Genomic DNA, 12521 nt, shown 5'->3' with positions numbered 1-12521 from the left:
CCTATTCCAGCCGCTCGACATTGCGCAGCGTCGGGAACAACCGCATCCACAGCAGCGCAATGGCAACGGTGCCGAGGCCGCCGATCAATGCAGCCGGTACGGTGCCGAACAGCGCCGCGGTGACGCCGCTTTCGAACTGGCCGAGCTGGTTTGAGGTATTGATGAACAAGTAGTTCACCGCACCGACGCGGCCGCGCATGTCGTCGGGAGTCGCGAGCTGCACCAGCGAGAAGCGGATCACCACGCTGACCGTATCGGCGGCGCCGAGTACCGCAAGCGCGGCCACCGACAACCAGAGCCATTGCGACACCGCGAACACCGCTGTCGCAAGGCCGAAGATGATGACGGCCTGGAACATCCGCATGCCCACCCGGCGATTGATCGACCAGCGCGTCAGCACGATGGTCGTCAGCAGCGCGCCGACGGCAGGCGCCGCGCGCATGAGACCGAGGCCCCACGGACCGGTCTGCAAGATATCACGCGCATAGATCGGGAGAAGCGCGGTGGCGCCGCCGAGCAGCACCGCGAACAGATCGAGCGAAATGGTGCCGAGGATCGCCGGATTGCTACGTACGAAGCCCACACCGGCAAACAAAGTCCGCAGCGACGGAGGATCCTTCACCGCCACCTCGCGCGCAAGTTTGATGGCGCTGTTGAGCCCACCACCGATCAGCCAGAATGCCGCCATCAGCACATAGGGCGTCGACGGCGATAGCGCATAGGCAATGCCGCCAAGCGCGGGTCCGCAAATCATCGCCACCTGAAACACGCCCGTCGAGAGCGCCGTCGCCTTCTGCAGATGGCCTTCGGGCACGACGCCCGGCAACAGCGCCGAACCGGCCGGTGCCTCGAACGCAGTCGCCGCACCGATCACCACCAGTGCGACGAAGATCTGCGGCACGGTGATCCAACCGGCATAAGTACCCCAGGCCAGCAGGATCGCCGTCAGCCCCTGCAGCATCTGGCAGATCTGCACCACGCGGCGGCGATCATAGCGGTCGGCGATATGGCCCGCGACGAAGACCAGCGCCAGCATCGGCACGAATTGCGCGAGGCCGACCATGCCAAGCTGGAACGCGCTGCCGGTCAGATCATAAATCTGCCAGCCGACCGCGACAGCGGCGATCTGCGAGGCGAAGCGCGAGAAGCTGCGCGATACCATGTAGTACAGATACGGCGGATGGCGCAGCAAGAGCCGCGCGCCGTCCGTGACGACGCCGGCAGACTGATCGGCAAGTGTCATCCCGGCATGTTCGGATTGATAAGATACTTCTCGCCGGTGGCGCGCTTCGCATAGGCCCGGAGATTGTCGAGCTGCAACACGCCTTCGAGCGAGATCACCTTAGTGTAGTGGCTGGCGAAGGTGGTCTTGAGTTCGGCGACCACGCGGGCACGGAGCCTGGCGGCATCGGCGGCGCCGATCTTCTGCAGGAACGGAAACAGCAGCCAGCCGCCCATGCCCCAGGCCATCCCGGCAGGGACGAATTCGATCGGGCGCAGATCCAGCCGGCCATAGACGTAGACCTGCTTGTGGGTCGTCGAGCCATAGCGGCTGTAGACCTTCATCGCCTTGACGGCGGCGACTTCCATCGCCTGCAGGATCTGGCCCTGCAGCTTGCCGCCACCGGTGGCGTCGAAAGCCAGCGTGGCATTGGTGGCAATCAATGCGGCGGTCAGGTCTTCCATGAAACTCGGCGACGTCGAGTTGCAGACATATTTCGCGCCGATGCCGCGCAGCAGTTTCTGCTGCTCCTCGCTGCGAACGATGTTGACGAGATCGATGCCGTCCTTCTGACAGATCTTGTTGAGCATCTGGCCGAGATTGGACGCGGCAGCCGTATGCACCAGCGCCGTGTGCCCTTCCCGCTTCATGGTCTCGACCATGCCGAGCGAGGTCAGCGGATTGACGAAGCAGGATGCACCCTCGGTGGCCGTCGTGCCCTCGGGCAGCGGCAGGCACTCCTTGGCCTTGATGACGCGATACTGCGCATACATCGCGCCGCCGATCATCGCGACGGTCTTGCCAAGCAGCGCCTGCGCGGCTTCAGACGATCCGGCCTTCACCACCGTGCCGGCGCCCTCATTGCCGACCGCCATCGACTCGTCGAGACGGCCGCCCATCGCCTTCATGTTGGCCTGCGGCACGGTCGCGGTGACCACCGAGGACGCGCCAGAGCCGGAGGCTTTCGCACTGGCCGGATCGGCCGCGCCGAGCAGGAGACCGAGATCCGACGGGTTGATCGGCGCGGCCTCGATGCGCACGACGACCTCGTCGGGGCCCGGCGCCGGGATCGCCACCTGCTGCAACGAGATTTCCAGTTCTCCGCTGCTTTTGATCAGCGAGCGCAGTTCAAGTCCGGATGTGATGTCAGTCATGGTCGTTTCCCCTCAATCTGTCCGGCGGTCTGGTGCCGCGTCAGTAGATGCCCGGAATGATGCGCTTGGTCTCGCGCATATAGGCCCGGTAGTCGTCGCCGAATGCCTCGATCAGCATCCGCTCTTCATAGTCGATGCGGGTGAAGAACAGGATCGCGATCGCGACCAGTCCACCCAGCGCGGCCATGGCATTCGGCAGCAGGAATGCCTGCGCCAGTGCCCACAACCAGAATGAGGCATACATCGGATGGCGGATGCTGCGATAGACGCCGGCACGCACGATCTGGTGAGCCTCGCGGATTTCCAGGCTGGCAGACCACTGCCGGCCGAGATCCTTGTGCGACCGGCGAAACAGCCAGAGCGACAGCACATAGAGTGCAGCGCCAACCACGACCGCCGCATAATTCAGCTGATAGTTCAGCGCGGCCGGCCAGCCGGTCACCAGCCAGATCAGCGGTACCACGAACAAGCCGACGGTGGCGATCGCCAGCAGGATGCGTTCACGGCTCCAGCCGACCGCGCGCAACGTCGCCGTGCGGCGGGCCTTGCGCGCATAGGGGTAGCGAATGATGAACCAGGCGATCAGACCGATCGCCCAGACATATGTTCCAAGAAGCGACGCGGTCATTGTCGTCCGATCAGGCCATCATGCGGCATTCACGGATGCCTCGGCTTGCGATTGAGAGGATGTGATCTTGGACAGCGGCATGTCCAGCAGCGCACCGTCCGCACCGAAGCGCTTGAGGCCGCCTTCGCCCGCGGTGATCTCGTCGAACGGCAGAGGACCGCAGATCACCATGCAATAGTCGTAGGGCGCGCGGCACTGGTTGCCCATCACCATCTGGTAATGGATGCGCATGAAGCTGAAGCGATAGCGCTTGAACTGCTCCATGCCCATCATGGCGTGCATCTGGACGCGGCGTATGTTCGGCCTGCCCTCGTCGCGATCGCGGCTACGGCGCTTCAAGGTCACCGGATCGAAGCGGTAGAAACTGATGACGTCGTCGCGGGCGTGATATTCGGTCCAGCGGATCGCCGGCGTGTCGGCGACGAGGCGCGTTGCTGCGCGTACGCTCTTGCCGGCCGGATGGAGCGCGAATTTTGGGATGGTCGCGCTCACCGTCATCACGCAGATGGTCGGGCCGTGTTGGGTCAGATCCGGGTCGAGCGCGAGTGCGCGGGCCACCGCCTCCATCACCAATGCCGCACCAAGGCAATGCCCGACGATGACGATCTCGTCGACATCGGCCTTCTGCGCGCGTGCCACGATTATCCTGGCGAATTCATCGACGCGTGCCGTCATCTTCGGGCGCTGGCCATGAACATACTGCCGCGAGAAAATCCAGTCGTCGAACACATGATTGATCGGCTTGCGCCAGCCGTAATGGTGCAACAGCGCCGTGAAGACGGCAGCAGCGATAATTGCGCCGGCGATCCATGCGGCGGCACCATGCATGCCAAGCAGCCAGGTCAGCCCATAGCCTACCGCTGCGCCAGATGCAGCAAAGCCCGCGATCCACAGATAGGAGAACAGGAAGAAGCCGGCATATTTCCAGCTCGCATAGAAGAAGCGGAACAGGGTTCCCGTCACCAGCCAGTCGCCCAGCGTAACGAAGGCAGCGCCCAATCGCGACAGCATGCTTCGGGTGTGATCCTGCAGGATCAGGTCATCCCAGCGCAGCATTTCGTAGGTGGTTTCTGTCTTCCAGTTCGGCCCGGAGGTCTCGGCCCGCCAGGATGCGCTCACATCCGTAGCGTCAAGCACGCCGGACGCCTTCGCGGACACGCTCCACGTCTTCTCGAAACTCGACAGCGAACGGCGGAACCGCTCGAGCTGCGTATCCGGCAGAATCGGGTCGTAGCCGCCAATGTGAAAGACATGTCGCCGCGCGATCATCGTCCGTTCGCTCCCGAGTGCATCACGCACCGTTCTGATCCGGTGCATAGCAAATTCGCCTGCGCCGACAAACCTGCCTATGCCCAAAACGGAAGCGTCCGGCAGGATTTTGTCGCCCTCAGGTCACACAGCTGCTCTTTCGCAACCCCCTTCATCACAATTCCGGGAATCGAGGCAGGACTGTGATTGACGGCAGGGCCTTATGTCTGAACATGTCGCGGGTTTTTTCGAAGAAAGAAAGCACTATGTCGATTGCTCTCAAGGGCTTCAAACGGCCGTCGTGGACCTCTCCGGCGGCCGTTTTGCTGATTCTGTCGTCGCTCTTTGTGGCCTCGCTCGCCAGTTCGGGGGATGCCGACGCCGCACCCGGGGGCCGCCCCGGCCATGTCTATCTGTATCGCGGCCTCATGAACGTGTTCTCGCTCGGCATGGACCAGCTGGCCTATAAGCTCGAGGCTGCTGGCGTCGCCTCCTCCGTCAGCAATCATACGCTGTGGAGCGGTCAGGCGGACGATATGATCGCCAGGTACAAGGCCGGGAACCGTGAACCGATCATCCTGATGGGCCATTCGGCCGGCGCCGATGCGACCATTTCGGTCGCCCGCAAGCTCGCGCAGTACAATGTTCCGGTGGCGCTGATCGTGAACTTCGATCCGGTGGCGCCCGATGCCGTCCCCAACAACGTGAAGCAGATCGTGAACTATTACGTACCCGCCGGCTGGGGTCGTGCGGTCGCCGCCGATCCGCGCTTCAAGGGCAAGCTCGCCAACGTCAACGAGAACGCCACCACCAACCACTTCTCGATCGACAAGGACGACAGCCTGCAGCGTCAGGCCATTGCCCGTGTCATGGCCGTGACCGGCGGCAGTATTCGCCGCAAGCCGGCGGCGCCGAAGCCTGCACAGGTCTCGGCTGCTCCGCAATAATACGCAGCCAATATCGAAACGCATTCAGCCGAGGTGATCGTCACCTCGGCTGAATTGTTTTAGCCATCCGGAATCCTCAGACGATCAGCACGTCATGATGTGACGGAGGCGTGGCCGGCGCGAGCGCGGCATCAGGAACGCCGAGCGCGTCGTGCGCCGCCAGCGCAGCCTCGACAGGATGGCTGGACGCCGTCAGAACCTGAGCAAGAGCGACCTCCGCAGCGCCCCCGCCCTGCGCACTATTCTGCACCTCCGTGTGCCCGGACGTCATGTGCCCGGACGGCTGACTGAAAGCAAAGTTCTCACTGCCAGTGCTGGTCGCAAGTGCTTGTGCAAGCGTATCGACGGCAATACTGGCATTCGCGAATTTCAGAAACTCCGTATTGGTCAGATAGTCAGTACCATCGCGACCGGCGATACTGTCAGTGACGATCGTCTGAGCGCCACTGCGGCTAATGCCGTAGTCGGCCACATTGCCGGAGAATACCGCGGTGTCGGTGCCGTTGCCGCCATTGATGATGTCGTTGCCGACCCCACCAGCGATGTAGTCATCGCCATCACCACCGCGAACGACGTCGTTGTCGCTTGAGGCGCCAAAGAACCAGTCCTGATGCTTGGCCGTGTCGAACTGGATGCTGCGGACATAGAGATCGAACGAGCCGGGTGAACTGGCATTGGTGCCGTCGGCTGGCACCAGATCGACGCCATTCATGTCAATGTCCTTGAAATGCAGCGCGCGCCCGGGCTCGGAATTTGCGAGATTGATCGCGACACTGGAGATGCTGGCGGGATTGTCGAAAGTGACCGTGTAGGTCTGGTAGCCCGACGGATTGCTCGCGGGCGTGAATTCAAGTACGCCCGAAACCGGCTGGCCATTGACCAGAACCTGCGCCTGCGCGCCGACGCCGTTCACGACAGAGCCATAGCCCGTCAGCGTGATGGTGGTCGTGGTGAGCTTGCCGGCTACGCTTGGACCGGCGACAATCGTGTCATTGCCGGCCCCGCCATAGATCTCGTCATGACCGAGCCCACCGGTGATTACGTCGTTACCGCCTCCAAGATCGATCGTATCGCCGATCGATGAGCCCGTGACGGTGATGCCCGGCGTCACCCCGCTTCCCTGGAAATACTGCGCCACCACATCCTGCGCTGGCTTGTCCATGACCGAATAGCCGGTCTCGGAGTAGAAGTTGTTGAGGTCCCACTGCCAGAACTCGGCGCCTTTCAGCCAGCTGCCGCCATGCGCGCTCCAGACCTGAAAGAATGCATTATAGGCATCGGCTTGCTCGGCGAGATCCGCAGGCGCCTTGGATGATCCGCCGCCCGGATTGATCGCGGTGCCATCGATGCTGCGATAGCCGACCTCGGTCATCAGCACCGGTTTGCCGTAATCCATCGACAGCGAATGAAAGAAATCGACGGGTGACTGGTAGCCGAAAGCCTTGGCGTAATACGGATTATACGGCACCTCGTTCCAGGCATGCACGAGATCGACCACCGTCGGCGTGGTGCTGGCCGTCAAGGGCGGATAGGCGTTGATGCCGATCGTGTCGACTTGGTCCCAGAAGCTGACCTTGGATGCTTCGTCGGTTGCCGCCGCGTAAGTAACTTCGCCATGATAGACGCCGCGCACGGCTCCGATGATATCAGTCCAGTAACTGCGATAGGCGTCGCCCGACAGGCTGCTCATCTCATTGCCGATGGCGAAACTGGCGACATCGCCTTGCTCTGCAATTTCAGCCAGGTGAACGATCTCGGCCTTGTAGGACGCGAAGAAGGCATCGACGTCCGAAGGCGCCAGACTGTGCGAGATCGTGCCGTCGAGACCTGTTATGCCCGGCTTGAAAACAACATCCAGCCCCGCGGCATGCGCCTTCTGAAAACCAACCAGCAGGCTTGCATCGCTTTCGGTCTTGGCCGGCACGGCGAGCACGTCATTGCCGGTCCGACTGTCAGTCCATATCCGCGTCGTCAGCGCGATCGAATTTGATCCCAGTGACGCCATGGCCTGAAACGCCTGATCGGCCGATGCACTGGAGAACTGTCCATTCCACTCCGACAGTGCACCGAAACCTTGGACCTTAAAGATGTTGGGCATTCGCGTTCTCCGTCGGCATTGCCTGGAGAAGGCTGAACCCGCAACGTGATACCTTCGCGACCGCAATGGGGTATCATGGTGACGTCTACAAATTGAACCTCGTTGTCGGCTTACGCGGTCAGTGTCATTCAATGAAAACCGCCGCCCGCTATTTCAGCGAACGGCGTTGATCGCGTAGTTCTTGCTCGGCCTGGACGGCCGCGCTCGCGCTTTACGCGAGAGCTTTCAGTGCAGCCTTGCCGGCATATTTCGCCTGGGTGCCGAGCTGCTGCTCGATGCGCAGCAGCTGGTTGTACTTGGCGGTGCGGTCGGCGCGGGCCAGCGAACCGGTCTTGATCTGTCCGCAATTGGTGGCGACGGCGAGATCGGCAATCGTGGAGTCTTCAGTCTCACCCGAACGGTGCGACATCACCGCGGTGTAGCAAGCCTTGTAGGCCATCTCGACGGCGCTCAGCGTTTCAGTCAGCGAGCCGATCTGGTTGACCTTGATCAGGATCGAATTGGCGCGGCCGTTCTTGATGCCATCGGCAAGACGCGTGACGTTGGTGACGAACAGGTCGTCGCCAACCAGTTGGCACTTCGAACCGATCAGATCGGTCAGCTGCTTCCAGCCGTCCATGTCATCTTCCGACATGCCGTCCTCGATGGAGACGATCGGGTAATTGGCAACGAGCTGCGCGAGATACTTGGCCTGTTCGGAAATGTTGCGGGTCTTGTTCTCGCCGCCATAGACGTAAGCGCCGTCCTTGAAGAACTCGGTGGCGGCGCAATCCATCGCCAGCATCACGTCCTTGCCGGCGGAGTAGCCGGCCTTGGTGATGGCGGCCATGACGAAATCCAGTGCCGCTTCGGCCGAACCGATATTGGGTGCGAAACCGCCTTCGTCGCCCACGTTCGTGTTGTGGCCGGCCTTCTTCAGCTCGCTCTTCAGCGTGTGGAAAATCTCGGCGCCGTAGCGCAGGCCTTCGGCGAAGGAGGACGCGCCGACCGGCATGATCATGAATTCCTGGAAGTCGATGGGATTGTCGGCATGCATGCCACCATTGATGATGTTCATCATCGGCACCGGCAGTGTGCGGGCCGAGGTACCGCCCACATAGCGATACAGCGGCATGTCGAAGGATTCCGCGGCCGCCTTGGCGGCGGCCAGCGAGACACCGAGGATCGCATTGGCGCCCAGGCGCGACTTGTTCGGGGTACCGTCGAGTTCGATCATGATCTCGTCGAGCTGGACCTGGTTCTCGACATCCATGCCGCCGATGGCGTCGAAGATTTCGCCATTGATGGCATCGACGGCCTTCTGCACCCCCTTGCCGAGATAGCGGGACTTGTCGCCGTCGCGCAGCTCGACCGCCTCATGGGCGCCCGTGGAAGCCCCCGACGGAACCGCGGCGCGGCCCATCGACCCGTCTTCGAGGACGACGTCGACTTCAACCGTGGGATTGCCGCGGCTATCGAGAATTTCGCGGCCGATGATGTCGACGATGGCGGTCATGGATGCCCTCTTTGTGCTGGGGGTGGGTCGTTGGCGCCGCTTCTACAGCAAGCCTCCCGGCGGGAAAACCCCGCTTGGCGTGACGACGGGCCCGGGATTGGCTATGAACCGCCGCAACGGAGATATTTATGTCAAAAACACCCCCCAAATCCCCCAAATTGCCTGCTGACTTGCAGCTCGGCCGCGCTGTGGAATGGCCGACCTCCCCGGAGCAGGCCAAACTCGACCGTGTACCGAACCCGCAGAAAGACACCAATTACGTGGTGCGCTTCACCGCGCCGGAATTCACCTCGCTGTGCCCGATCACCGGCCAGCCGGATTTCGCCCATCTGATGATCGACTATGTGCCCGGCCAGTGGCTGGTCGAGTCGAAGTCGCTGAAACTGTATCTTGCCTCGTTCCGCAACCACGGCGCCTTTCATGAGGATTGCACCGTCGAGATCGGCAAGCGCGTCGCCTCGGCCATCAAGCCGAAATGGCTGCGCATCGGCGGCTACTGGTATCCGCGCGGCGGCATCCCCATCGACGTGTTCTGGCAAACCGGGACGCTGCCCAAGGGCGTGTGGGTGCCCGAGCAAGGCGTCGCTCCGTATCGCGGGCGGGGATGAAACCTCAGCCCGAAAGGGAAACAACGGAAGATCCAAGCATGCGCCAGCGCAAATCCGCGCGCCTGCTCGTCATCGACAACGACGGGCGCGTTTTGCTCTTCCGTTTTATTCACAAATCAGGTGCCCTCGCCGGCCAAGATTATTGGGCAACACCGGGCGGAGGTTTAGAGGAAGGTGAGACCTTCCATGACGCTGCCATTCGCGAACTCCGGGAAGAAACGGGCTTGATCCGCGATACAGTCGGTGAGCCTGTGGCGAACCGAGAGTTCAATCTACAAATGCCCGATGGCGAGTTTGTCAGCGCGTTCGAGAAATATTACCTCGTAACATCGCACGATGCCACGCTGTCCCGTCTCGGATGGCCCCCGGATGAGTCGGAAGTGATCGCCGATCACCACTGGTGGTCGCGAGATGAATTGACGCACACGACCGAGATCATCTGGCCTGAACAAATACTGCAGATGCTGGCGACCGCTGCACCACGCTAGCCCGACGTCAAGCGCTTCCCGCATCCGCCGGCTTGGTCGATTTCAGCAGCTTCGCAGCCGCAAACCCCAGCGCAAAGACGATAGCGGCTGACAGCAGCAGCGTTGGCATCTTGCCGGCGTGCGCCAGACCGAAGCCATAGGCGATTGGGCCGACCGACTGTCCCATGAAGAAGCAGAAGGCGTGCAGCGACATGGCGCTGGCGCGGGCTTCCTGCGAGAGCTCCGTAGAGAATATCTGCAACGAGCCGTGCAGCATGTAGAAACCCCAGCCCATCAGCAGCAGGCTCAGTGCCTGGATCTGCCAGTTCGGGCTGAAGGCGGTGGCGGCGAGCTGGATCGCGATCACGATGCCGCCATAGATCATCATGCCGTTGATGCCGAGCCGCGCCAGCATGCGCGACACGGTCGCCGTGTAGAACAGGCCCCCGACGGCAAAGCAGGCGATCACCAGGCCCGCGATCGACAGACTGGTGACGCCTCGGTCGAAGAGGAACGAAGAGATATAGGGAAATAGGCCGAGGATGCAGCAGCCCTCGACGAACACGGCGCTGTAGACGATCAGCGTGTTCGGGTTGCGGAAGATCACCTTGTAGCCCCGCGCCAGCTTGCGCAGATCGGCCTTGGCAGTCGGCTTGACCAGCGCAGCGCCCTTGAACCCAAGCGCGACCGCAACCGACGCGGCAATGGCGAGGCTGCCGAGGATCACCAGCACGCCGCGCCAGCCGAAGAAATCGCCGATGATGCCGGATGCGGTGGAACCCAGCAGGTTGCCGGTCATGGCGCCGGCCATCACGCGGCTCAGCGCCACCTGGCGCAGCTTCGGCCCGACCAGATCGCTGGTCAGCGAGAGCGTCACCGGAAACACCCCGCCTGCTCCGATGCCCGCCAGCACGCGTGTCGCCAGCAGCAGCGGATAGGAGGTGGTGAGCGCGCCGAGAATGCTGGCAAGGCCGAGCAGCACCAGGCAGACGATCATCAGCCGCGCCTTGCCGAACATGTCGGCTGCGGCGCCGAGCACCGGTTGTACGATGGCGAAAGTGAAGGCGAGCGCGGATGACAGACCTGCGGCGACGGCGACCGTCACGAGCAGGTCGTCTGCCACATGCGGCAGCACCGGATCGAGCGCACGCTGCGATAGCGCGGCAGCAAACGAGGCCAGCGCAATGATTTTGATGACCGGCGGCAGCATCAGCGCGCCGCCGCGGGCCGATGTGACATGGTCACGCCTTCGCCGTCGCTTTGGCCAGCGCGTCGAACGCCATCAGGTTCTTCACCAGCGCCTCGAAGTCGCGCAGCGGCACCATGTTCGGGCCGTCCGACGGCGCATTGTCCGGATCGGGATGGGTCTCGATGAACACACCGGCGACGCCGACGGCCACGGCCGCACGCGCCAGCACCGGCACGAATTCGCGCTCGCCGCCCGAGGACGTGCCCTTGCCGCCCGGCTGCTGCACCGAATGGGTTGCGTCGAAGATGACAGGCGCGCCGGTGGTACGCGCCAGGATCGGCAGCGCGCGCATATCGGAGACCAGCGTGTTGTAACCGAAGGACGCACCGCGCTCGGTGACCAGGACCTTGTCATTGCCCGACGAAGTCAGCTTGCTGACGACATTGGCCATGTCCCAAGGCGCCAGAAATTGCCCCTTCTTGACGTTGACGACCTTGCCGGTCGCTGCCGCGGCCAGCAGCAGATCGGTTTGCCGGCACAGGAAGGCCGGGATCTGCAGCACGTCCACCGCCTCGGCGGCACGGGCGCATTGATCGTTCTCGTGAACGTCTGTCAGTACAGGCAGGCCCAGCGTCTCGCGGATCTCGGCAAAGATGGGCAGAGCACCGTCGAGGCCGATGCCGCGCGCGGCGGAGGCGCTGGTGCGGTTGGCCTTGTCGAACGAGGTCTTGAAGACGAGGCCGATCTTGAGCCGGGTCGCGATCTCCTTCAGCGCCGATGCCACTTCTAGCGCATGCGCCCGGCTCTCGAGCTGGCATGGCCCGGCGATCACCGAGATCGGCAGAGCATTGCCGAAGCGGACGGTGCCGAGTGCGACGACGGGCGCGGCTGTGGACGATGCGGTCAAAATGGTCTCCTTATTCCGGCGACCATGACCGCAGGACCGGGCGGGATGCAAGCCGGATCAGGCCCGTCCCGCCGCTCGGAATATCAGGGTTGCAGCGGGCGGCACCGCCAACCTGACCGATGCGGCTATCCCGCAGCGGTCTGATCGGCCTGCGCCCGGGCCGCGCTTACTTGAGCGCCGAAAACGCAGTCGGGGCCAGGAGCTGGCTGACAATATTGCCGACGATCTGGCCATCCTCCTCGGACTTGGCGCGCGCCGACATCCACTCCGGGTCGGTCATGAACGCGGTCCACACCTTCTCGCGCTCGGCGAGCGATTCCCATTTGAGGATGTAAGTGAGCTCCTGGTTGGATTCGCCGATCACAGTGGTGAAGAAACCGGACTGCCGGATCCCGTGCTTCTCCCACAGCTTCAATGTGACAGATTCAAATCGCTTGATCAGCGCCGGCAAACGTCCCGGCAAACAGCGATACACACGCAATTCATAGATCATCGACTTTGGTTCCTTCCCTTTTTGTCGGCCTCGAATGGCGCTCGCCCATGGCTTATTGCGGCATC

At 62.6% G+C, this 12521-nt stretch carries 12 protein-coding genes; 3 read left to right on the top strand and 9 right to left on the bottom strand.

Going from position 1 to position 12521, the window contains the following annotated elements; all coding sequences use genetic code 11:
• Position 1: 1 nt before the first annotated feature.
• From RSO67_RS00565 to RSO67_RS00550, 4 genes are read right to left on the bottom strand one after another with little or no spacing between them, the layout of a single operon-like run.
• Complete coding sequence (locus tag RSO67_RS00565) at positions 2-1243, bottom strand: MFS transporter (protein WP_315841902.1); 1242 nt, start codon at positions 1241-1243, stop codon at positions 2-4.
• Entirely contained in the window at positions 1240-2376 is a 1137-nt protein-coding gene (locus RSO67_RS00560) for a zinc-binding dehydrogenase (RefSeq protein ID WP_315841901.1), read from the bottom strand. The genes RSO67_RS00565 and RSO67_RS00560 overlap by 4 nt, the downstream gene beginning before the upstream one ends.
• Positions 2377-2416: 40 nt before the next feature.
• Positions 2417-3004 carry a protein-S-isoprenylcysteine O-methyltransferase gene (locus RSO67_RS00555; RefSeq protein WP_315841900.1) on the bottom strand — a complete coding sequence of 196 codons (588 nt, stop codon included), beginning with the start codon at positions 3002-3004 and terminating at the stop codon, positions 2417-2419.
• Positions 3005-3022: 18 nt separating this feature from the next.
• Positions 3023-4303, bottom strand: coding sequence for an alpha/beta fold hydrolase (locus RSO67_RS00550; protein WP_315841899.1), 1281 nt, complete (start codon positions 4301-4303; stop codon positions 3023-3025).
• A gap of 215 nt (positions 4304-4518) precedes the next feature.
• On the opposite strand from RSO67_RS00550, the gene RSO67_RS00545 reads away from it, so the two are divergent.
• The gene (locus tag RSO67_RS00545) at positions 4519-5199 is read left to right on the top strand and encodes a hypothetical protein (RefSeq protein ID WP_315841898.1); all 681 of its coding nucleotides are present in this window, start codon (positions 4519-4521) and stop codon (positions 5197-5199) included.
• A 76-nt stretch (positions 5200-5275) separates the two neighbouring features.
• On the opposite strand, the gene RSO67_RS00540 is transcribed toward RSO67_RS00545, so the two are convergent.
• Positions 5276-7297: a glycoside hydrolase family 113 gene (locus RSO67_RS00540; RefSeq protein ID WP_315841897.1), complete on the bottom strand. Its 2022-nt coding sequence runs from the start codon at positions 7295-7297 to the stop codon at positions 5276-5278.
• A 211-nt stretch (positions 7298-7508) separates the two neighbouring features.
• Positions 7509-8792 carry a phosphopyruvate hydratase gene (gene eno, locus RSO67_RS00535; protein WP_315841896.1) on the bottom strand — a complete coding sequence of 428 codons (1284 nt, stop codon included), beginning with the start codon at positions 8790-8792 and terminating at the stop codon, positions 7509-7511.
• A gap of 128 nt (positions 8793-8920) precedes the next feature.
• Between eno and queF the strand changes: the two genes are divergently transcribed.
• Positions 8921-9400: a preQ(1) synthase gene (queF, locus tag RSO67_RS00530; RefSeq protein ID WP_315841895.1), complete on the top strand. Its 480-nt coding sequence runs from the start codon at positions 8921-8923 to the stop codon at positions 9398-9400.
• 38 nt (positions 9401-9438) lie between these two features.
• Complete coding sequence (locus RSO67_RS00525) at positions 9439-9888, top strand: NUDIX hydrolase (RefSeq protein WP_315841894.1); 450 nt, start codon at positions 9439-9441, stop codon at positions 9886-9888.
• Positions 9889-9895: 7 nt separating this feature from the next.
• Here the strand turns inward: RSO67_RS00525 and RSO67_RS00520 are convergent, their stop codons facing one another.
• The 3 genes from RSO67_RS00520 to RSO67_RS00510 all read right to left on the bottom strand — a co-directional run bounded on the left by RSO67_RS00520 (position 9896) and on the right by RSO67_RS00510 (position 12456).
• Positions 9896-11077: an MFS transporter gene (locus RSO67_RS00520; RefSeq protein ID WP_315841893.1), complete on the bottom strand. Its 1182-nt coding sequence runs from the start codon at positions 11075-11077 to the stop codon at positions 9896-9898.
• A 31-nt stretch (positions 11078-11108) separates the two neighbouring features.
• Positions 11109-11963 carry a 3-deoxy-8-phosphooctulonate synthase gene (gene kdsA, locus RSO67_RS00515; protein ID WP_315841892.1) on the bottom strand — a complete coding sequence of 285 codons (855 nt, stop codon included), beginning with the start codon at positions 11961-11963 and terminating at the stop codon, positions 11109-11111.
• Positions 11964-12129: 166 nt separating this feature from the next.
• Positions 12130-12456: an NIPSNAP family protein gene (locus tag RSO67_RS00510; RefSeq protein ID WP_116663548.1), complete on the bottom strand. Its 327-nt coding sequence runs from the start codon at positions 12454-12456 to the stop codon at positions 12130-12132.
• Positions 12457-12521 lie beyond the last annotated feature (65 nt).

This window comes from Tardiphaga sp. 709 (genome assembly GCF_032401055.1).
Lineage (GTDB): Bacteria > Pseudomonadota > Alphaproteobacteria > Rhizobiales > Xanthobacteraceae > Tardiphaga.
The sequence above is the reverse complement of the archived record's forward strand: the minus strand, read 5'-3'. Positions and strand labels throughout refer to the sequence as shown.